Annotated in this window: 17 protein-coding genes; 9 read left to right on the top strand and 8 right to left on the bottom strand. The window is 64.0% G+C overall.

Annotated features, from left to right (window positions below):
- Window positions 1-672 precede the first annotated feature (672 nt).
- Together dnaG and ACQY46_RS20930 are read right to left on the bottom strand one after the other, a co-directional pair.
- Window positions 673-2,715 (bottom strand): DNA primase, encoded by a 2,043-nt coding sequence (dnaG, locus tag ACQY46_RS20925; RefSeq protein WP_428697902.1) that lies wholly within the window; start codon window positions 2,713-2,715, stop codon window positions 673-675.
- 228 nt (window positions 2,716-2,943) lie between these two features.
- A complete protein-coding gene (locus tag ACQY46_RS20930; protein WP_306029276.1) occupies window positions 2,944-3,399 on the bottom strand; it encodes a GatB/YqeY domain-containing protein in 456 nt (151 codons plus the stop codon).
- 243 nt (window positions 3,400-3,642) lie between these two features.
- On the opposite strand from ACQY46_RS20930, the gene carA reads away from it, so the two are divergent.
- Window positions 3,643-4,851, top strand: a complete 1,209-nt coding sequence (gene carA / locus ACQY46_RS20935; protein ID WP_428697903.1) for a glutamine-hydrolyzing carbamoyl-phosphate synthase small subunit — start codon at window positions 3,643-3,645, stop codon at window positions 4,849-4,851.
- Window positions 4,852-4,963: 112 nt separating this feature from the next.
- Here the strand turns inward: carA and ACQY46_RS20940 are convergent, their stop codons facing one another.
- Both ACQY46_RS20940 and ACQY46_RS20945 read right to left on the bottom strand, forming a co-directional pair.
- Complete coding sequence (locus ACQY46_RS20940) at window positions 4,964-5,617, bottom strand: MerR family transcriptional regulator (RefSeq protein ID WP_428697904.1); 654 nt, start codon at window positions 5,615-5,617, stop codon at window positions 4,964-4,966.
- 247 nt (window positions 5,618-5,864) lie between these two features.
- The gene (locus ACQY46_RS20945) at window positions 5,865-6,911 is read right to left on the bottom strand and encodes an AraC family transcriptional regulator ligand-binding domain-containing protein (protein WP_428697905.1); all 1,047 of its coding nucleotides are present in this window, start codon (window positions 6,909-6,911) and stop codon (window positions 5,865-5,867) included.
- Window positions 6,912-7,209: 298 nt separating this feature from the next.
- On the opposite strand from ACQY46_RS20945, the gene ACQY46_RS20950 reads away from it, so the two are divergent.
- The 3 genes from ACQY46_RS20950 (at window position 7,210) to greA (ending at window position 11,560) form a co-directional block, all read left to right on the top strand.
- The gene (locus ACQY46_RS20950) at window positions 7,210-7,527 is read left to right on the top strand and encodes a helix-turn-helix domain-containing protein (protein WP_428697906.1); all 318 of its coding nucleotides are present in this window, start codon (window positions 7,210-7,212) and stop codon (window positions 7,525-7,527) included.
- Between the two features lie 144 nt (window positions 7,528-7,671).
- A complete protein-coding gene (gene carB / locus ACQY46_RS20955) occupies window positions 7,672-10,986 on the top strand; it encodes a carbamoyl-phosphate synthase large subunit (RefSeq protein WP_428697907.1) in 3,315 nt (1,104 codons plus the stop codon).
- A gap of 100 nt (window positions 10,987-11,086) precedes the next feature.
- Entirely contained in the window at window positions 11,087-11,560 is a 474-nt protein-coding gene (greA, locus tag ACQY46_RS20960; RefSeq protein WP_306029282.1) for a transcription elongation factor GreA, read from the top strand.
- A gap of 333 nt (window positions 11,561-11,893) precedes the next feature.
- Here greA and ACQY46_RS20965 read toward each other — a convergent pair whose 3' ends face one another.
- Window positions 11,894-12,436, bottom strand: coding sequence for a TetR/AcrR family transcriptional regulator (locus ACQY46_RS20965; RefSeq protein ID WP_428700533.1), 543 nt, complete (start codon window positions 12,434-12,436; stop codon window positions 11,894-11,896).
- 134 nt (window positions 12,437-12,570) lie between these two features.
- Here ACQY46_RS20965 and ACQY46_RS20970 point away from each other — a divergent pair, with 134 nt between their 5' ends.
- On the top strand, window positions 12,571-13,104 hold the full coding sequence (locus ACQY46_RS20970; protein ID WP_428697908.1) for a peroxiredoxin-like family protein: 534 nt from the start codon (window positions 12,571-12,573) through the stop codon (window positions 13,102-13,104).
- 16 nt (window positions 13,105-13,120) lie between these two features.
- Window positions 13,121-13,519, top strand: a complete 399-nt coding sequence (locus ACQY46_RS20975) for a nuclear transport factor 2 family protein (RefSeq protein WP_428697909.1) — start codon at window positions 13,121-13,123, stop codon at window positions 13,517-13,519.
- A gap of 656 nt (window positions 13,520-14,175) precedes the next feature.
- On the opposite strand, the gene ACQY46_RS20980 is transcribed toward ACQY46_RS20975, so the two are convergent.
- On the bottom strand, window positions 14,176-15,207 hold the full coding sequence (locus tag ACQY46_RS20980; RefSeq protein ID WP_428697910.1) for a DUF4238 domain-containing protein: 1,032 nt from the start codon (window positions 15,205-15,207) through the stop codon (window positions 14,176-14,178).
- Between the two features lie 4 nt (window positions 15,208-15,211).
- The gene (locus ACQY46_RS20985; RefSeq protein ID WP_428697911.1) at window positions 15,212-15,682 is read right to left on the bottom strand and encodes an Lrp/AsnC family transcriptional regulator; all 471 of its coding nucleotides are present in this window, start codon (window positions 15,680-15,682) and stop codon (window positions 15,212-15,214) included.
- Window positions 15,683-15,899: 217 nt separating this feature from the next.
- Here ACQY46_RS20985 and ACQY46_RS20990 point away from each other — a divergent pair, with 217 nt between their 5' ends.
- From ACQY46_RS20990 to ACQY46_RS21000, 3 genes are all read left to right on the top strand, one after another.
- Window positions 15,900-16,883 carry a mitochondrial fission ELM1 family protein gene (locus ACQY46_RS20990; RefSeq protein ID WP_428697912.1) on the top strand — a complete coding sequence of 328 codons (984 nt, stop codon included), beginning with the start codon at window positions 15,900-15,902 and terminating at the stop codon, window positions 16,881-16,883.
- Between the two features lie 19 nt (window positions 16,884-16,902).
- Complete coding sequence (gene trxB / locus ACQY46_RS20995) at window positions 16,903-17,868, top strand: thioredoxin-disulfide reductase (protein ID WP_428697913.1); 966 nt, start codon at window positions 16,903-16,905, stop codon at window positions 17,866-17,868.
- A 68-nt stretch (window positions 17,869-17,936) separates the two neighbouring features.
- The gene (locus ACQY46_RS21000; RefSeq protein WP_428700534.1) at window positions 17,937-18,827 is read left to right on the top strand and encodes a LysR family transcriptional regulator; all 891 of its coding nucleotides are present in this window, start codon (window positions 17,937-17,939) and stop codon (window positions 18,825-18,827) included.
- A 569-nt stretch (window positions 18,828-19,396) separates the two neighbouring features.
- Here the strand turns inward: ACQY46_RS21000 and msrP are convergent.
- Complete coding sequence (gene msrP / locus ACQY46_RS21005) at window positions 19,397-20,359, bottom strand: protein-methionine-sulfoxide reductase catalytic subunit MsrP (RefSeq protein ID WP_428697914.1); 963 nt, start codon at window positions 20,357-20,359, stop codon at window positions 19,397-19,399.
- Between the last annotated feature and the right edge of the window lie 43 nt (window positions 20,360-20,402).

Here is a 20,402-nt window from a genome sequence, read left to right on the forward strand (position 1 = left end):
CCCCCCGGCCCGAACGGGCCTGGCGCTGTCGCGTTTGATCCTAGATGCGCCCGAAACCGCGTCCCCGCCACGTCGTCGCCAAGGGCGGACGCGGCGGCCATCGCATTTCCAGGCCCGGCCCCTCCCCCCTGTCGCCAACGCGTCCAGGCCGGGGGGACCGGAAAATTCAGTTCACGGCCCGTTTTCTCACAACCCGTCTTCTCGCAACCCGTCGCCGGGCACCCGAACGGCTCGCCAACGCCACCGATGCGCGCAAGCCAAGGGCCGCACGCCATCCCGTGGAACACGTCCGGCGTCGTTCGATCATTAGTGTTAGTCGATGTCCGTTAAGTGCCACTTAACCCTGCAAACCGGTTCGACAAGCCGCGAGTGAGACCGGACTTGACCGGCCGGCGCATAGCGCTCCGGCCGTCCGGTTCCGCATGGGGTATAGGTCAGCGGGTTGATTTCGTGCCGCCTTGTCGGTCCCTGATCATGCATTACGTCCCGATGCGGGCTCGTTGGGCCCTGGGCTTCGCATGAATGGCCTGGCGCGGCGCCGGATGCTGCCTGATCTGCTTATTTAGCGCAAAGGTCCGGATTCGCAAGAGTGATTCGTGAACAGTCAATCGAATAGGTCGCTTGTCCCCGGCCGTGTTGCCGGCCCGCGCCGCCCGTAGCCGCCGGCCCGGGTCAGCGCGGCGATGACGCCATCGCCCCGCCGGGCAGCCTGCCCCCCGCACCCGACCCGCCCGAAAGGATCCCCTGGCCCGTTGTTCCCGTCGCCGCGACACGGCCGCCGCGCAGCCCCCGCGCCCGCTCTGCCAGGTCCTGCTCGTCGCGCGCGCATTCCTCGCGCCGGCGGGCAAGGTCCTGCGACTGGGCCCGCACGCGTTCCCATTCCGCCTCGTCGAGGCCGTCGCCAAGCGCGCCCATCTCCTCTTCCAGCTCCTGCTCCAGGGTCCGGATCTCGAGCGTGTCGAGATAGTGGCAGAAGAGATCCTCGACAAAATCCGCCGGCGGTTCGTGCCGCAGGATCGGCAGGCGCTGCAGCAGGTCGCTGAAGCGCGGCGCGGGGCGCGCGCCGGCGGTGCCCGGCACCTCTCCCCCGTCCAGCGCCTCCGACAGGATCTGGTAGAACCGGTTGTCCAGCGTCTCGAAGAACCCGCTCACCGGCACGTCCTGCAACTCGGTGGCGATCCGGCACAACTCGTCCCGGAAGCGCGCGTGCAGCGTGTCGCCGAAGCGCGCCTGGCTAACCCGCTCCACGTGCCGTTCGAGCAGGTCGGGATAGCGCAGGCAAAGCCCGCACAGGGTCCGCTCGTTGCCGAAGAGCGAGCTGTCGGGAAGATCGCCGCCGCGTGCCGGCCCGGACGGGGTCTGGGTCCCTCCCCGCTCCGCTCCCTGGCCCGGGCGGCCACCGCCGCCGGCCATGCGCCGGTCGCGCGCCTGCCGGTAGAACAGGTTGGAAAGCCTGAGGCGGATGTCGAGCTGGTAGCCGCGCCGCACCCGCTCGTCGGCTATCGTGCGGACGAGATCGTCGAGCCCCTTTTCCAGCGCCGCGCGCCGCTCGGGCGTGTCGATGCGCGCCGCGTCGACCTCGCGCGACCACACCACCTCGATCAGCGGCATGGCGCCGGCAAGCTCGCGCGCGAAGGCGGCAACGCCCCCCTCGGCAATCAGGTCGTCGGGGTCCTTGCCGTCGGGCAGGAAGACGAAACCGAAGGAATATCCGCTCCTAAGTCCCGGCAGGATACGGTCGACGGCACGATGGGCCGCCGACACGCCGGCAGCATCGCCGTCGAAACAGATCACCGGCTCGGGCGCCAGCCGCCACAGCCGCCCCACCTGGTCCTCGGTAAAGGCGGTGCCGAGGGCTGCGACCACATTGCCCATGCCCGCCTGCCAGATGGCGATGGCGTCCATGTAGCCCTCGACCACGATCGCCTGGCCGCTCTTGTGGGCAGGCTCGCGGGCGCGGTGGAAATTGAACACCATCGTGCCCTTGTGGAACAGCGGCGTCTCCGGGGAGTTCAGGTATTTCGGCTGTCCGTCGGGATCGAGCGTGCGCCCGCCGAAGGCGATCACCCGGCCGCGCTCGTCCTGGATCGGGATCATCAGCCGGTTGCGGAACCTGTCATAGGTCGGGCGTCCGTCATCGGGCCGAATAATGAGGCCGGCCTCGACCATCGCACCCTCGTCCACCCCCTTGCCCAGGAGATGGCGCTTCAGCGCGTCGCGGCCGTTTGGCGCGAAGCCGATCCGGAACTCGCGCAGGGTCTCCGGTTTCAGCCGCCGTCGGGCGACATAGGCGCGCGCCTCCTCGCCGCCCGACATGGCCAGCGCATCCTGGAAGAAGCGGGCCGCCATCTCGCAGACATCGGCAAGACTGGCGCGTTCCGCCGCGCGGGCGGCGGCCTGCGGATCCGGAGCCGGAAGGGAGACGCCGGCCTGTTCGGCGAGCCGTTCCACGGCCTCGGGAAAGGACAGGCCCTCGGTTTCCGTCAAAAAGCGGAAATGGTCTCCCGACGCCCCGCAACCGAAGCACTTGTAGCGGTTGCGGCGATCGTCGACATGGAAGCTCGGCGACTTCTCCTGGTGGAACGGGCAGCAGGCCCAGAAATCGCCGCGCGCCGGCTGCGACTTGCGCCGGTCCCACGAGACGCGGCGCGCCACGATCTCCGACAAGGGGAGCCGGGCGCGGATCTCGTCGAGGAGGCCGGGGGAAAATCGCATGGACACAGGTTCCGGAGCAGCCGGTTCGGCACGGGGCGAAGGGGACACCATAGCGTCCGCTCCGCCCGCGCAACAGGGCTGACTGAAAGGGCGACAGGAGAAGGCCTGCCGAAGAAAGTGGGATGGACCGTCCCGTTTGGCAATGGGCCTGAAGGAGGACAAGGGCGTGGTCGTGAGGGCACGGACGAGAGGGCACAGGCCGCCCCGCGCCACCCGGCCCCGGCCGCATCACTCCGTGCGCAACAGGTCCTTCACGACGCAGCTTGCCCGCACGAAATCCATCTGCCCCGGATAGCGCTCCTTGAGCGCGCTCATGCAGCGGCCCATGTCGCGCAGCCCCTTGGCATTGATGTCGCGGACGATGTCCTCGCAGGCGTTCTGCATCGCCCGTTCGTCGAACTGGCGCGGCAGGAATTCGTGGATGACCGACATCTCCTCGCGCTCCTGCTCGGCCAGGCCAAGCTGGCCGCTCTCCTCGAAGTCGCGCACGGAAGCCTCGCGCTGGCGAACCATCTTGTTGAGGATTTCCAGGATCTCCGCATCGGGAACGCCATCATGGCCGAGTTCCCTGGAACGCGCATCGCGATCCTTGATTGCCGCGAGAACCAGACGAAGCGTCGCCGCCCGCCGCTTGTCGTCGTTCTCCACGGCGTCTTGCAACGCCGCATCGATACGTTCACGCATGACTTGCCCTGCCATTTGCCCGGATAAACTTGCCGTAGACTGTCGTCCCGCTTCGGAAAATCCCCGAACATCTATCGCAACCACTTGATTTATATGGTGTATTTTTACAACGCCAGTGGTTGACCCTTTTCCGCGCTTACCATAGAGTGCGGCGCGTGACGCACCGTTGACAGTTGAGCCCCTCTCCGTCAAGACGCGTCGAACGCCAAATCATGTCATCGAACCGATCGAGAAAGCAAGACAATGACCGCTGACGTCTGGTCCGCGCCGCCGACCACGGCCGTACTCGTTCTCGCCGACGGGACAGTGATCGAGGGTCGTGGTTTCGGAGCGACCGGCCAGGCCTGTGCCGAAGTCTGCTTCAACACCGCGCTCACCGGTTACGAGGAAATCCTCACCGACCCCTCCTATGCCGGCCAGATCGTGACTTTCACGTTTCCTCATATCGGAAATGTGGGAACGAACGACGAGGATGTCGAGACCGTCAACATGGCGGCGGCTTCCGGCGTGCGCGGCGCGATCGTGCGTGCCGATGTCACCGAGCCGGCCAACTACCGCTCGGCCAGGCATTTCGGCGCCTGGCTGAAGGCGCGCGGCATCATCGGCCTGTCCGGCATCGACACCCGCGCCCTGACCGCCCTGATCCGCGAGACCGGTGCCGCCAATGCCGTGATCGCCCACAATCCGGACGGCGTTTTCGACATCGACGCGCTGAAACTCGCCGCCGCCAACTGGCCCGGCCTCGTCGGCATGGACCTGGCGAAGGACGTCACCTCCTCGCAGAGCTACGGCTGGACCCAGACCCCCTGGGTCTGGGACGAGGGCTATGGCACGCGCGAGGACGGAGAGTTCAACGTCGTCGCCATCGACTACGGCATCAAGCGCAACATCCTGCGCCTTCTCGCCGACGCCGGCTGCAAGGTTTCCGTCCTGCCGGCGACTGCCACCACCGACGAAGTGATGGCGCGCAAGCCCGACGGCATCTTCCTGTCCAACGGACCCGGCGACCCGGCCGCAACCGGTGACTACGCGGTCCCGGTGATCCGCGATCTCGTGGCGACCGGCCTGCCGGTCTTCGGCATCTGCCTTGGTCACCAGATGCTGGCGCTGGCGCTCGGCGGCGAGACCGTGAAGATGCACCAGGGCCATCACGGCGCCAACCATCCGGTCTTCGACCGCACCACGGGAAAGGTCGAGATCACCTCGATGAATCATGGCTTCGCTGTCGACGCCGGAAGCCTGCCGGCTACGGTGGAGGAGACCCACGTCTCGCTCTTCGACGGCTCCAATTGCGGGCTGCGCCTGAAGGATCAGCCGGTCTTTTCCGTGCAGTATCACCCCGAAGCCTCGCCCGGCCCGCGCGACAGCCATTACCTGTTCCGCCGCTTCACCAACCTGATGCGCCAGCGCGCCGGTGGCGAGACCATTCCCGAGAAGGCCGAAACCGCCTGACCGCAAGGCGCGCGCCTGCTGCGCAATCGCACCTGATCGGGATGATCGGAAAACGAAAAACGCCGCGCTCATCGAGCGCGGCGTTTTTCGTTCACATCCGCATCAACGCCCGTCAGGCGTCCGGATTGGCCTCGATCAGCCCCTCCAGCGCGGCGACGACGGATGCCGTCTCCTTGGTCTGGGCCTGAAGCTGTTCGAGCTGTTCGCGCAGCAGATCTTCCTGCCTGGCACACATCTCCCGCAGCGAACGCAGTTGCGACATGCGGCTGGAACGGCCTTCGAGCAGCGAAATGACTTCGCGAATCTCGACCAGCGTCAACCCGATGCGCTTTGCCTGCAGGATGACCCGCATGCGCCCGATCTCGCGGGCGCCGTAGAATCGCCGGGCCCCCTTGCGCTCCGGCCGCAAGAGACCTTTTTCCTCATAGAAGCGAAGCGCGCGGAGTGTAACCCCGAACGTCTCGGCCATCTCCGCGATTGAGAGACGCGCCTCGGTTCCACCCTCGACCAGAATAGGCCCTGCCAGATCCGGTCCAAAAGCAGCAGTCCTGGAAAGTTCCGTCATATCCGTATCCGTATTTCCCGATAGAACGGCGCGGCCCGGAACGCGCACAACGCTGCGAACTATGCCACCGCGACGCGAACGGGGCCTTCTCTTCGCGCGCCATTTTTTTATCCCTACGTTCATTTTATCGAAAAACCCGTCCGAAAACGAAAAGCGGAAAGCAACCGCGCGGTCAAAAAAAATTCCACAATTGAAGATCATCTCGTATCACTATCCGATATAGTCAATTCTAAACTTTTTACATCAAATCAACATGGAGATAACATCTATCAATTGGCCTGTATAAACTAAAAACAGACAGACATTTATGAATATCTCCCCGGAATCGGCGACCCCAAGGGAAGTTTTAGGCCTAAAGTATAGTGCCCATGAGGAAGGGGAGACAGGACAAATGCCATCGAGGCGACCGCCCGACGGCCTGCCCGGACGTTTTCCGGCAGGTTCTTGCCTAAAATACAGCCAGCCGGCTCTGCCTGCATTCGCTTGGCGGTCGACCGAACCAGCGCCGCGCGGCACGGGAGAAGTTCCCGACCGCCGAGAACCCGAGGCGAAAGGCAATCTCCGACACGGCAAGGTCGGTATGGGCGAGATAGTCGGCGGCCATGCGCCGGCGAACCCCGTCATGCAGATTGTGGAAGGTCCGCTCGCGCTCGGCCAGACGCCGCTGCAGCACGCGCACGCTCATGCCCAGGTCGCGCGCCACCTCGGCGATAGTCAGGCCTGGATCGGCGATGCGCTCGGCGATCACATCGCTCACCAGGGACGCAAAGTCCTCCGCCCGGCGGCGATCGTCGAGACGGCGCCGGTTCAGTTCGCACAGCGCTGCGAACAGGTCGTCGTCGCGCAGCGGATTGCTTCCCCCGCCCTCCTCGACCCGGAACCGCAAGGCATTGCGCTCGGCGGCAAAGCGCACCGGCGCGCCATAGAACATGTCATGACGCGAGACGTTCATCGGACGCGGGCGGGCCAGGTGGATCTCGAGAGGCCGCACGCTTGCCCCGCCGATACGCATCATCCGGCTGAAGATCTTGCTCGTCACACGGTCGTTCAGCTGGTCCCTGCAGACCAGTTCCGGCGAAAACGCGAAGCAAAGGGTGGCATCCGCTCCGTCGAACTCCGCCCGGATCTCCGTCACGTCAACGACGATGCGCATGAAACGCGCGCTCGTCTGCAGGGCCGCGCGGAAGTCGGGAGCATGGCGAAGCGCCAGCGACACCGTGTCCTCCGGCCCCGGTCCCAGCGCGCGGGTCCAGCCCAGACCGAACGTGTCGTCGTCGGCAAGCCGGCTTGCCGCTTCCAGGGCGCTGGCATGCGCCCGCAGGCTGATATGCCCGCCGAGCGAGGCCTGGGCACTCTCGCCGTCGAGCCCGCTCTCTCGCAGCACCGTGTCGAACGGCACGCCGCACAGCCGACAATAGTCCGCGAGCCCGACCTGGGCGCGCGAATGAATGAGCAGCGTATCCACTGACGCAGGAACATCGAATCTGGCGAGCATGGACATGCGGTCCGTTCAAGGATCCGGCCGGTGCCGGAACGATATTGCTCCACCATTCGGAGCAGGAGGAGATGTTACTAGAAAATGTCGGCAACATGTAAGTTCGACGGAGCCACGCAACAGGGGACCCTTCGCGGTTTCCCTCATCACGATTAACGCCGGCGGCGCCGTGGCGCATCGCCGTTTGACTTTCTCGCCCGCCCGTTGGATCTAGGCATGCGCACAGATTGCGTCTTGCCTGATGCCTTCCCCCGCTGCCAGGGGGAATCGGCGGCGGGCTCACGAAGAAGGTCACCACATGAAAAAGCCTCAGACACCGGAACCGGCCGCCGAAGAAGGCATGACACCGGAACGGTTCCGCCAGTGGCGAAAGTCGCTGGGCCTGAAGCAGAAGGATGCCGCCGACATTCTCGGCCTGAAGAAGCGGATGATCCAGTACTACGAAAAAGGCGACCGCAACGGCAGGCCCGTCGAGATCCCGAAATCGGTCCGGCTCGCCTGCTATGCACTCGCCATCGGCATCGGCGATTTCGACGGCGCGCGGCCGGTTGCGCTCGACATGCCGGATCTTGCACCCGCCGCGCCCGCCCGGCCCGCTGTCGCCGTCGTCGATTAGGTACGGAACAAAGCGCGGATGGGGTTTCGCCGCCCGCGCTTTTTCCCTATAAGGCGCGCTCAGCCGAACACGTTACCGATACCGACCTCCTCGCCCCTGTTTCGCGCGCCGCGCGAAAGGGCGACGCCGAGCCGCGAGCCCAGAATGCCCAAACGCACAGACATCTCTTCCATCCTGATCATCGGGGCAGGACCGATCATCATCGGTCAGGCCTGTGAATTCGACTATTCGGGAACCCAGGCCTGCAAGGCCCTGCGCGAAGAGGGCTATCGCACCATCCTCGTGAATTCGAACCCGGCGACGATCATGACCGATCCAGATCTCGCCGACGCGACCTATATCGAGCCGATCACCCCGGAGATCGTCGCGAAGATCATCGAGAAGGAACGCCCCGACGCGTTGCTGCCGACGATGGGCGGACAGACCGCGCTGAACTGCGCGCTGTCCCTGCGCAAGATGGGCGTGCTGGAGAAATTCGGCGTGCAGATGATCGGCGCCACCGCCGAGGCGATCGACAAGGCCGAGGACCGCGAGCAGTTCCGCGAGGCGATGGCCCGGATCGGCCTCGAGACGCCGCGCTCGCGCCTCGCCCATTCGCTTGGCGAGGCGCTCGACGCGCTCGACGACATCGGCCTTCCGGCGATCATCCGCCCCTCCTTCACGCTCGGCGGCACCGGCGGCGGCATCGCCTACAACCGCGAGGAATATCTGGACATTATCGAGAGCGGCATCGATGCCTCGCCGACGAACGAGGTGCTGGTCGAGGAATCGGTGATCGGCTGGAAGGAGTACGAGATGGAGGTCGTCCGCGACAAGGCGGACAACTGCATCATCATCTGCTCGATCGAGAACATCGACCCGATGGGCGTCCATACCGGCGATTCGATCACCGTCGCGCCGGCGCTGACCCTGACCGACAAGGAATACCAGATCATGCGCGACGCGAGCCTCGCGGTGCTGCGCGAGATCGGCGTCGAGACGGGCGGCTCCAACGTCCAGTTCGCGGTCAACCCGGAAAACGGCCGTCTGATCGTCATCGAGATGAACCCGCGCGTGTCGCGCTCCTCCGCGCTCGCCTCCAAGGCGACCGGCTTCCCGATTGCCAAGATCGCAGCGAAACTCGCCGTCGGCTACACGCTCGACGAGCTGGAGAACGACATCACCGGCGGCGCGACACCGGCGTCCTTCGAGCCGTCGATCGACTATGTCGTCACCAAGATCCCGCGCTTTGCCTTCGAGAAGTTCCCCGGCGCCGAGCCGATCCTGACCACCGCGATGAAGTCGGTCGGCGAGGTCATGGCCATCGGCCGCACCTTCGCCGAGAGCCTGCAGAAGGCGCTGCGCGGCCTGGAGACCGGTCTCAGCGGCCTCGACGAGGTCGAGATCCCCGGCCTTGGCCAGAACGACGACAAGAACGCCATCCGCGCCGCCCTTGCCTCGCCGACGCCCGACCGGCTGCTGAAGGTCGCCCAGGCCTTCCGTCTCGGCACCGAGTTGGAGCAGGTCTATCGCTCCTGCCATATCGACCCGTGGTACCTGCGCCAGATCCAGGCCATCGTCGAGTTGGAAGAGAAGGTGCGCGCGCACGGGTTGCCGCAGACCACCGAGGCACTGCGCTCGCTCAAGGCGATGGGCTTTGCCGACGCGCGCCTCGCCTCGCTCGCGGGCCTTGAGGAAAGCGACGTCAGGAAGCTGCGCCAGCGCCTCGACGTGCATCCGGTCTACAAGCGCATCGACACCTGCGCGGCCGAATTCGCCTCGCCGACCGCCTATATGTACTCGACCTACGAGACGCCCTTCGCCGGGCATCTTGCCGACGAGGCGCGGCCCAGCGACGCCAGGAAGGTGGTCATTCTCGGCGGCGGTCCGAACCGGATCGGCCAGGGCATCGAGTTCGACTATTGCTGCTGTCATGCCGCCTTCGCGCTGCAGGATGCCGGCTTCGAAACCATCATGATCAACTGCAACCCCGAAACCGTCTCCACCGACTACGACACGTCGGACCGGCTCTATTTCGAGCCGCTGACGGACGAGGACGTGCTGGAGGTCATCCGTACAGAACAGAAGAACGGCACGCTGCACGGCGTCATCGTCCAGTTCGGCGGCCAGACGCCGCTGAAGCTCGCCCAGGCCCTGGTCGAGGCGGACGTGCCGATCCTGGGCACCGCGCCCGACATGATCGATCTCGCCGAGGACCGCGACCGCTTCCAGAAGCTGCTGCACCGCCAGGGCCTGAAGCAGCCGCAGAACGGCATCGCCTATTCGGTCGAGCAGAGCCGCCTCGTCGTCGCCGATCTGGGCCTGCCGCTGGTCGTGCGTCCCTCCTACGTTCTGGGCGGCCGGGCGATGCAGATCATCCGCGACGAGGACGCGCTCAACGCCTACCTGCTCGGCACCCTGCCGGAGCTGGTTCCCGGCGACGTGCGCGCCCGCTACCCCAATGACAAGACCGGCCAGATCAACACGGTGCTCGGCAAGAACCCGCTGCTCTTCGACCGCTACCTGGACGGCGCCATCGAGGTCGATGTCGACGCGCTGGCCGATGGCAAGGACGTCTTCGTCTGCGGCATCATGGAGCACATCGAGGAAGCCGGCATCCATTCCGGCGACAGCGCCTGCTCGCTGCCGCCCTACTCGCTCTCGGACGAGATGATCGCCGAACTCACCCGCCAGACCGAGGTTCTGGCGAAGGCGCTCGGCGTCGGCGGGTTGATGAACGTCCAGTTCGCCATCCGCAACGGCGAGATCTTCGTGCTCGAGGTCAACCCGCGCGCCTCGCGCACCGTGCCCTTCGTCGCCAAGACCATCGGCCAGCCGATCGCCAAGATCGCCGCCCGCGTCATGGCCGGCGAGCCGCTGGCCTCCTTCGGCCTGACGACGAAGAAGCTCGACCATGTGGCGGTGAAGGAAGCCGTCTTCCCCTTCGCCCGCTTCCAGGGCGTCGACACGGTGCTCGGCCCGGAGATGCGCTCCACCGGCGAGGTGATGGGCCTGAACGGCACCTTCGAGGTCGCCTTCGCCAAGTCCCAGCTCGGCTCCGGCACCCGCGTGCCGACTTCCGGCACGGTCTTCGTCTCGGTCCGCGACGCCGACAAGGAACGCGTCCTCGACCCGATCCAGCGCCTTGCAAAGACCGGCTTCCGGATCATCGCCACGCACGGGACCCAGACCTTCCTGCAGGAGCAGGGAATTTCCTGCGACAAGGTCAACAAGGTGCTTGAAGGCCGGCCTCACATCGTCGATGCTATCAAGAACGGAGAGGTTCAGCTCGTCTTCAACACGACCGAAGGCGCGCAGGCGCTCTCCGACAGCAGGTCGCTGCGCCGCGCCGCATTGCTGCACAAGGTCCCCTACTACACGACCTTGGCAGGGGCGATTGCGGCGGCAAAGGGGATCGAGGCCTACGCTTCGGGCAACCTTGAAGTGGTTCCGTTGCAGGCCTATTTCACGAAGGCCTGATTATCCTGAACGTTCCGGCAGGGGACTTCCCGGCCGGACGTCTGTGTTTTTGACGCGCGCCGCCAACGAGTGGCGCGCGAAGCGAAAGGGTCGAGGACCTATGGAAAAAGTTCCGATGACAAGCGCTGGCTACGCCATGCTCGAGAAGGAACTGAAGCAGCGGACGTCGGAAGAGCGGCCGCGCATCATCCAGGCGATTGCCGAGGCGCGTGCCCATGGCGACCTGTCGGAAAACGCCGAGTATCATGCCGCCAAGGAGCAGCAGAGCCTCAACGAGGGCCGCATCGGCGAGCTTGAGGACAAGCTCGGCCGGGCCGAGGTGATCGACGTCACCAAGCTGTCCGGCGACACGATCAAGTTCGGCGCCACGGTCACCCTCATCGACGAGGACACCGAGGAAGAGAAGAAATACATGATCGTCGGCGACGTCGAGGCGGACGTGAAGCTCGGCCGCATCTCGATCTCCTCGCCGATCGCCCGGGCCCTCATCGGCAAGGCCACCGGCGACAGCGTCGAGGTGACCGCGCCGGGCGGCGCGCGCGCCTACGAGATCATCAACGTCAGCTTCGGCTGACGACGCGCGCGACAATCTCGAACAAATTCGAACAGTTTTCTGCGCAAAATTGATTCATTTTTTTTCGAAATTGTATCTTTCTTTTTTCGCCCGGACGGCAACGTCCGGGCGTTGCCGTCTCCGCCTGACGATGACACGGGGCCGCATCGCCGGTGCCCGGCGCTTGTCGCCGCCTTGCGCTTGTCCCCGTTTCCCGGTGACGGTTATCCCCGTGACGTGAGCCTCGCCCTTGCCGCCGCACCGGAAAGCTTGTCCCCGGCCCTTCCCGCTCGTGCAAGGATGAGAAGAAGCTTCCGTGGAAAAGGACGGCTTCGATAACTGGCTCTGGCCTGGTCAGTGCGAGAGCAGCATCCTGACCCGGTCGGCGATCTGGTTCCGCATGCGATCGCTGGACCAGCCCGCACGGCCCCGGAACATGTAGCCCTGGCGAAGGTCGAAGAGCAGCGCGGCCCGTTCCTTCGAGGGGAAGGTCGGCGGCAAGGTGCCCTTCTCCACTTCCCGGTCGAAGCGTTTGACCAATCGCTTCTCCGTGTCGGCGATGGCGGCTTCCATGCGCTCCGCAACCCCGTCCACATGGCCGACGGATGCCACGACGCTGGATGCGAGGAAGCACCCCGTCGCGCCGCTTTCATGCTCCGAGGCGGACCGTATGACCTCGGAGAAGAAGGCATGAAGCGCCTTTTCGATGTCTTCCTCGCCTTCCAGGGCCACAAGCGGGGCGCAGGCATCCGCATCGCAATAGTGGTCGATGGTGCTCAGATAGAGGCCGCGCTTGTCGCCATAGGCCGCATAGAGGCTCGGGCCCGTGATCCCCATGGCACTGGTCAGGTCGCGCATGGAAGCACCGTCATAGCCCTTCTCCCAGAAGACGAACATCGCCTTCAACAGCGCTTCGTCATAATCGAAGTTCCGGGGGCGGCCAATTTTTTTTGTAACGTTCAATATATATTCCTTGACGCTGTCCGGCTCACGCCTTTATGTATCGATCAATATATAAAGGGACGCTCGAAATGACCAGCAGAAAACTCGCCGCCGGTTCGGTGTTTCCGGCGATCAGCCTTCCCGTGCTCGGTGGCGGCAGGCGCGACATATCGAGGCCGCGCGAGGGCTTCGACTGGATGCTCGTGATTGTCTATCGCGGCAGGCACTGCCCGCTCTGCACCACATACCTGCGGGAGCTCGATGCGACCCTTTCCGACCTGAACGCGCTCGGCGTCGATGTGATTGCGGTCTCGGCCGACAACGAGGCCCGCGCCATCGCCCAGATGGAGGAGGTGTCGCCGCACTTCGACGTGGCCTACGGCCTGACGGTTCCGCAGATGCAGGAACTCGGCCTGTACGTTTCAAGTCCGCGCAACGGGATGGATGTCGAGGCCCCGTTCGCCGAGCCGGGCCTTTTTGTCGTCGACGAGACCGGCGCGTTGCAGATCACCGACATCTCCAACGTTCCCTTTTCACGACCCGATCTGAAGTGGATTGCCAAGGGCATCGGCTTCCGGCGCGGGCCCATGAAAGACGCCCCGATCAACGGCACTTTTGCCTGAACCCCGAGGAGACAGCATGACCGAAAGAACGGAAGCCGCACTGCGCGCGCGGATCGACGAGTTGATGAAAGCCGGCGTCAGCGCCGACATGGAGACGCTCGACGGCATCTACCACGACGACATCGTCGTGATGGACCTCAGCATCGACGGACGCCTGGTGACCCTGACCAAGACGGACTTCATGTCCATGCTGGAGCAGACCTTCAGGGGCAAAAACCCGGCGGACCACATGTGGGCCAAAATCCACAGCGTCACTGTGTCCGGCAACCGGGGGCATGTGCTGATTTCGCGAAAGATCCCGGTCGGCGGCCCCAACATGATGATCGACCTGAGCATCGACTTCATTTTCGAGGACGGACGCTGGCAGGTGACCCGCGAGGTGAACTTCAGCCGGCCGGACGCGGCCGCCGCCTGAGCGAGTTGACGCGTGGAGGGGAGAGGCATGGTTCGTGCCTCTCCCGACAGGCTGTCGATGCCACTTTGCCGTCAAGCAGTCGTGGCGGCAGGCAGCCGTGGCAGCAGGCGTCAGGACGGCACACCCCGCTCATGCCGTCATCCCGGCCAAGCGTCAGCGCAGAGCCGGGAACCATTGGCAACCCCGGCAGGCGTGAGATTGAAGTACGCTGGCTCCCGTCCTGTCGGCCCCTCTCGCCATCTCAGCGCACGGTCCCTCGTTTCGTCATTCCGGGCAAGGCGCAGCCGCGACCCGGAACCGGCGAGCCACGGCGCTTGCCGAGCCCAGCCACTGACGCCGTCGGCTCTCCGATCCCGCATCTTCGCTCATGCTTCGTGCGGGATGACGCTCGCGGGGCTGCGCGCGAATGATCGCAAGGATGCGTTGGAGCACGCCGGCGGCCTCGCAGCCCCCTCACCAACGCTCTGGGAACGAATGGATCCCCAAGGCCTTCACCGACGGCCTGCCCGGCAGGCCGCCACAACCACCAAAGGAACCGAAAGGAGACCCGCTGACAACAGCGCCGAAACAGGCTTCAATGACACACGAAACCCGCGCCGCCTGAAACCGCTTCAAAACGCGGAGCTGTCAGGTGAATGCCGTCTCTGTGCAGAAAGTCAGCGCTTAAATTGATATTTCCAATCATTAAAAATCTTCTTAGGTGCGCCGAATTTATAGAAAATATCAAAAACAAATCCATCTCCAATGGTAGATCTTGAATACACCGGCCTTGGGCAGATATTTCTCTGATTGAATGAATATTTCAAAATATCTTCATCACAAGAGAACACATACCTGTATGCGAATCTTGATATTATGCGGTTCATTTGCCGCACATCACTTTCATGGTCCACCCCGATATGCATTCCCTTCGCCGCAAAAAAGCTGCTATTCACAAGAGCAATTCGAGAGCTAATTGGAAATAAAAACGAAAAAGGGCGATCTTTTTGAACTTGATATGGATAATACCCACTCTTCCCCTTGCTACCTCGAAAAAAACAAACCGGATTATCACTAGATAAAAATGGAATGCCCGTGTTGTTGTAAACAAATTTCGGGGACCCAAATGGGAATCCTAATTTAAAAACCTGTATTTCTCTCATAATATTTACAATAGATGAAATACATCTGTGCGGATCGATATTTATCGAAATTGCTCCGCATTCAACCAAATCCCTGAAAGAAGGTTCGGCCTTCGCTCTCGGGCCCATAATTTTATGATATGTATCAATTAGAATATTCGGAATATGTTCAACACTATCCGGCGCGCTACGAATCACATGCTCCCTCAATAGCTCAATAATCGCGTTAAATGTCATGGGAACACGAACAATCATCGAGCACATAAACTTGATGATCGCACTCCAATCATATTGAGAAATGCGGTCCTTATTAAGAATTTTTCGAAAAACCGGTGTCCACGCTGCTTCAACCTCACTAGAAAAAAGTCTTTCGATGGAATCGTCCATCCTTCCTTCGGCATGAACCGGCTGCGAATACATTTTCCTTATTTTCAGAGAAGCAATAGGCTTTGACGGAAAAATCCTCCCTTCATCCCAAAGATCAGATATCATCAAGTATCCATCGGAGTTCACGAAGTTTTTCGAGTAGCATATCGGTATATAGTGATGATTTTTTGCATCACTCATCCCCTCACTCCTTCATCGGCACGACCGGATCGTTCTTGGTCTGGCGGATGGTGAGGGCCGTGCGGACGCTGTCGACATTGGGCGTGGCGGTAAGTTCGCGGATGATGAAGTTCTGGAAGGCCTGCAGGTCCGGCACCACGCATTTGAGCAGGAAGTCGACCTCGCCCGACAGCATGTAGCTTTCGCGCACTTCCGGCCAGCCCTTGACCTTCTCCTCGAAGGCGTTGAGATCGCCCTCGGTCTGCGAATGCAGGCCGACCATGGCAAAGGCGGTGACTTCGTAGCCGAGCTGTTTTTCGTCGAGCAGGGTGCGGTAGCCGACGATCAGCCCGGCTTCTTCCAGTGCGCGCACCCGGCGCAGGCAGGGCGGCGCGGAAATGCCGACGCGGCGCGCCAGCTCCACGTTGGTGATGCGGCCATCCGCCTGCAGCTCTTTCAGAATGTGCCAATCAATCGCATCGAGGCGGATTTTCACGCTGGTCTCCTTCGCCAATCGCTGGCACAGACGCGCAAGGGCTCGCGGGCAGGCGCTCCGGACGGGAGGGTCCGGGCGGACAAGCGCGACTCGGCCGGACGCATCGTGCCGTTCGTACCCTAGGGCCTTATGATTTTTTACCGAAACCTGCAATAGTATAACAACAATCGCCACCATGAAGAAACATCAGGAAAGCCCACTGATCGCCAAGCCCGGCATGACTGCGCCCAGCGCCTGGATCGTCACCGACGGCAAGGCCGGCGACGAGATGCAATGCATCGCGGTCGCCGAGGCGCTGGGGCTTGCCTTCGAGCTGCGCCGGGTGGCGCCGCGCGCGCCCTGGTCCTGGGCGATGCCGCGCGGTCCCGTCGACCCGCGCGAGGCCCCGGACCGGCCGCAAAGCCCGATCGCCCCGCCCTTTCCCGACATCGCGATTGCCTCCGGCCGGCGCGCCGTCGCCTATCTGAAGCGGATCCGGCGCGACAGCCACGGGCAGACCTTCACCGTGTTCCTGAAGGACCCGCGCACGGGCGTGAAGGCCGCCGATTTCATCTGGGTGCAGGCGCATGACGCCCTGCGCGGAGACAACGTGCTGGCAACGCCCGGCGGTCCGCACCGGCATTCGGCGGAAAGGCTGGCGGATGCGCGCGAAAACCCCTGGCCGCAGATCGCCGCACTCGGACACCCGCGCGTTGCCGTGCTCGTTGGCGGCGACAGCCGCAACCACCACTACCGGCCCGAAGACATCGCCCGCTTCGCCGACGGGCTGCGGCATTTTGCGGCCGAGGGCGCGCATCTGATGATGACGACATCGCGGCGCACGCCGCAGGCGCTGTCGGAAGCGCTGCGCGAGATCGCGGCGCACGGCCCGCACCTTCTGTGGGACGGGACGGGCGAAAACCCCTTGCTGCAGTATCTTGCCAACGCGGATGCGGTGGTCGTCACCGCCGACAGCGCCAACATGGTCGGCGAGGCGCTGGCCACCGGCCGCGCGGTCCATGTTTTCCACCCGCATGGCGGTCACCGCAAATTTGATGCGTTTATGGCGGGATTGGTGGGAACGAACGCCGTGCACCCCTTTCCCGGACCGCTTAAAGTGACTACCTACGATCCGGTCGATTCCACGCCGGAGATCGCCGAGGCGATCCGGCGGCGTTTCGAGGCGCACCGAACGGCTCGCGCGCCGGCGCCGCGAGGCTGAGCATGCAAGGAAAGAAGCGATGGCAGAAGAGCACCACAAACTCCTGATTGTCGGCTCCGGCCCGGCCGGCTACACCGCCGCCGTCTATGCCGCGCGCGCCATGCTGGAGCCGGTGCTGATCACGGGCATCCAGCCCGGCGGCCAGCTCACCATCACCACGGAAGTGGAGAACTATCCGGGCTTCGCCGATCCGATCCAGGGGCCCTGGCTGATGGAGGAGATGCGCAAGCAGGCGGAAAACGTCGGCACGAAGATCGTCTACGACACGATCCTGGAGGCCGATCTTTCGGTGCGCCCCTTCCGCCTGACCGGCGACAGCGGCACCGTCCACACCTGCGACGCGCTGATCATCGCAACGGGCGCCCAGGCCAAGTGGCTGGGCATCCCGACCGAGCAGGACTTCATGGGCGCCGGCGTTTCGGCCTGCGCCACCTGCGACGGCTTCTTCTATCGCGGCAAGGAAGTCATCGTCGTCGGCGGCGGCAACACTGCGGTCGAGGAGGCGCTCTATCTTGCCAACCTCGCCTCCAAGGTGACGGTGGTCCACCGCCGCGACAGCTTCCGCGCCGAGAAGATCCTGCAGGAGCGGCTGGCACGCAACGACAAGATCGAGGTGATCTGGGACAGCACCGTGGAAGAAGTGCTCGGCGGCGGCATGCCCAAGGCCGTGACCGGCGCGCGGCTGAAGAACGTCCACACGGGCGAGACGCGCGACGTTGCCGCCGACGGCTTCTTCGTCGCCATCGGCCATGCGCCGGCGGTGGAACTGTTCAAGGACCAGCTGAAGATGAAGCCGTCCGGCTACATCTGGACGGCGCCCGACAGCTCGATGACATCGATCCCCGGCGTCTTCGCGGCCGGCGACGTGACCGACGAAATCTACCGCCAGGCGGTGACGGCGGCGGGCATGGGCTGCATGGCGGCCCTTGAAAGCGAACGCTTTCTTGCCGAACATGAGATTGCGGAAGCGGAAGCCGCCGAATAGGCTAGGGTCACGACCCATCCATACGCCTCGGCGGGAGCCGACACGAACATATAGAGGACGCCGTGCCGCTGGACTGGGACAAATTGCGGATCTTCCATGCGGCGGCGCAGGCCGGCAGCTTCACGCATGCCGGCGACACGCTGAACATGAGCCAGTCCGCGGTCAGCCGGCAGGTGAGCGCGCTGGAACACGATCTCAAGGTGCCGCTGTTCCATCGGCACGCACGCGGCCTGCTGCTGACCGAGCAGGGCGAGGTGCTCTACCGCACCGCGCGCGAGGTGTTCATGAAGCTGGAGGCAGCGCAGGCGCGCCTCACCGACAGCCGCGAGAAACCGTCGGGCGTTCTGAGGATCACCACCACGGTCGGCCTCGGCTCGACCTGGCTGACCCAGCGCCTCAACGAGTTCGTCGATCTCTATCCGGAGATGGAACTGCGGCTGATCTTCGACGATGACGAACTGGACCTTGGCATGCGCGAGGCCGATGTCGCCATCCGCCTGCGCCAGCCGACCCAGCCGGACCTGATCCAGCGCAAGCTGTTCACCGTGCATTTCCATCTCTACGCGGCGCCCGGTTATATCCAGCGCTTCGGCGCGCCCAAGTCGATGAACGACCTCGACGGCCACCGCATCATCACCTTCGGCGAGCAGGCCCCGCCCTATCTGCGCGACATGAACTGGCTGGAAACGGCCGGCCTGCCGCTCGGCGAAACCCGCCGCTGCGTGCTGCGGATCAACAATGTGGTGGCGATCAAGCGTGCCGTGCAGCGCGGCATCGGCATCGCCATCCTGCCGGACTACATCAACGAGGACGGCTCCGGCCTCGTGCAGCTGATGCCCGAGGCGGAGGTGCCGAGCTTCGACACCTATTTCGTCTATCCTTCCGAGCTGAAGAACACGGCGCGCATCGCCGTCTTCCGCGACTTCCTGCTGTCCAAGGCCGAGCGCTGGACCTTCTGAGGCTTTTTCCACGCATGCCGACGATGGCAGCCGGTCCTTTCAGCCGGCCGCCTGCGATATTGCGTCGCACATTGCGCCGGCAAGGCAAGCGCACGGGCAAGGCATGGGCACGGGATGCAAACAAAGTCGCGCCACAACCCCTGTCATTCGCGCAAGGCCTGCTTTGGAAGCAGGCAGAACGCCGCTGTTTCCAGCATGTCGCGATGCTTCACGGGGCAAAGTTGACGCAGCGCGCGGCGTGGCCCTCGTTTTTTGCATAGCAGACTTGCGCGACTGCATCTTGCATAGGCACGTTGTGCACTGCATATAAGCAACAGGCTGTTGGTCTGCTTCGTCGCTACCTCCTCCCAGCGACGTCTGATGCGACCAGCTGTTCCCCTCTGGAAGGTGATTGCGCCACCGATGGTGGCAAAATCAAATAACTGCCGGGCCTCGTGCCCGGCATTTTTTTTGGGCCGGCCCCGAAGCGGAACACCTTGCGCGCCCCCCCCCCGCGGTCCAAACGCAAAAAGGACCCGGCGCGCGGCGCCAGGCCCTCTCGTCCGATGAGCGAACGCAAGCGTTCTCCCTCACATGTAGAGGTTCTCGCCCTCCATCCCCTTGTAGAGGTCGGCGACATAGTCGCCATAGCCGTTGAAGAGCTGCGTCGGCACGCGGTTGCCGCTCGGCAGCACCTGCTCGCTCGCCTGGCTCCAGCGCGGATGGGGAACCTCCGGGTTCACATTCGCCCAGAACCCGTATTCGGCCGCCTGTACCTCCTCCCAGAAGCTCACCGGACGTTCCTCGGTGAAGGAGAAGCGGGTGATCGACTTGATCGACTTGAACCCGTATTTCCACGGCACGGCGAGGCGCAGCGGCGCGCCGAACTGCCTGGCTAGCGGCTTGCCGTAGACGCCGGTGACCAGGAAGGCGAGCTCGTTGGTCGCCTCGGCGATGGTCAGCCCCTCGACATAGGGCCAGGGATACCAGGAGGCGCGCTGGCCGCTGGCCGTGTCCGGGTCGAGGAAGGTCTCCATGCGCAGGTACTTCGCCCCGGCCTTGGGGCTGGCGAGGCGCACCAGCTCCGCCAGCGGGAAGCCGGTCCACGGCACCGCCATCGCCCAGGCCTCGACGCAGCGCAGCCGGTAGAGCCGCTCCTCAAGGCTCACCTTCTTCAAGAGGTCGTCGATGCCGATGGTCTGCGGATTGTCGCAAAGCCCGTCGATCTTCACCTCCCAGGGGCGGATCTTCAGCGCCTGCGCCGCCGAGGCGATCTGCTTGTGCGAGCCGAACTCGTAGAAATTGTTGTACATGGAGGAGACCTTCTCGGGGGTGATCTCCCGGTCGAGGGTGAAGGCCTCGTTGCGGCTCGCTGGATAGAGCGAGGCGCTGGGGTCTTCCTCGGCGAAGGCCGGGCGCGGCCACCCGCCACCGGCAAGAAGCGCGCCGGCGCCGGCAAGGCCGGCGATCACCGAGCGCCGGTTGAAGAAGACGACCTCGGGCGTCGCCTCGGATTCAGGCAGCTCCCAGCCGCGCTTGCGAATGATGTTCATTGCGTCCTCTCCCGCTTCATGCCTGCCGTCCTGAAGGTTCCCG

This window comes from Stappia sp. (genome assembly GCF_965276915.1).
Classification (GTDB): Bacteria; Pseudomonadota; Alphaproteobacteria; order Rhizobiales; family Stappiaceae; genus Stappia.

What these genes read in the sequence shown, in the direction of transcription:
- msrP (WP_428697914.1), bottom strand. Translation starts at nt 20,359, where the DNA reads ATGAACATCATTCGCAAGCGCGGCTGGGAGCTGCCTGAATCCGAGGCG.
- ACQY46_RS20980 (WP_428697910.1), bottom strand. Translation starts at nt 15,207, where the DNA reads ATGAGTGATGCAAAAAATCATCACTATATACCGATATGCTACTCGAAA.
- ACQY46_RS20950 (WP_428697906.1), top strand. Translation starts at nt 7,210, where the DNA reads ATGAAAAAGCCTCAGACACCGGAACCGGCCGCCGAAGAAGGCATGACA.
- trxB (WP_428697913.1), top strand. Translation starts at nt 16,903, where the DNA reads ATGGCAGAAGAGCACCACAAACTCCTGATTGTCGGCTCCGGCCCGGCC.
- ACQY46_RS20990 (WP_428697912.1), top strand. Translation starts at nt 15,900, where the DNA reads ATGACTGCGCCCAGCGCCTGGATCGTCACCGACGGCAAGGCCGGCGAC.
- ACQY46_RS20940 (WP_428697904.1), bottom strand. Translation starts at nt 5,617, where the DNA reads ATGATCTTCAATTGTGGAATTTTTTTTGACCGCGCGGTTGCTTTCCGC.
- greA (WP_306029282.1), top strand. Translation starts at nt 11,087, where the DNA reads ATGGAAAAAGTTCCGATGACAAGCGCTGGCTACGCCATGCTCGAGAAG.
- carB (WP_428697907.1), top strand. Translation starts at nt 7,672, where the DNA reads ATGCCCAAACGCACAGACATCTCTTCCATCCTGATCATCGGGGCAGGA.
- ACQY46_RS20975 (WP_428697909.1), top strand. Translation starts at nt 13,121, where the DNA reads ATGACCGAAAGAACGGAAGCCGCACTGCGCGCGCGGATCGACGAGTTG.
- ACQY46_RS20970 (WP_428697908.1), top strand. Translation starts at nt 12,571, where the DNA reads ATGACCAGCAGAAAACTCGCCGCCGGTTCGGTGTTTCCGGCGATCAGC.
- dnaG (WP_428697902.1), bottom strand. Translation starts at nt 2,715, where the DNA reads ATGCGATTTTCCCCCGGCCTCCTCGACGAGATCCGCGCCCGGCTCCCC.
- ACQY46_RS20965 (WP_428700533.1), bottom strand. Translation starts at nt 12,436, where the DNA reads ATGTTCGTCTTCTGGGAGAAGGGCTATGACGGTGCTTCCATGCGCGAC.
- ACQY46_RS20930 (WP_306029276.1), bottom strand. Translation starts at nt 3,399, where the DNA reads ATGCGTGAACGTATCGATGCGGCGTTGCAAGACGCCGTGGAGAACGAC.
- ACQY46_RS20945 (WP_428697905.1), bottom strand. Translation starts at nt 6,911, where the DNA reads ATGCTCGCCAGATTCGATGTTCCTGCGTCAGTGGATACGCTGCTCATT.
- carA (WP_428697903.1), top strand. Translation starts at nt 3,643, where the DNA reads ATGACCGCTGACGTCTGGTCCGCGCCGCCGACCACGGCCGTACTCGTT.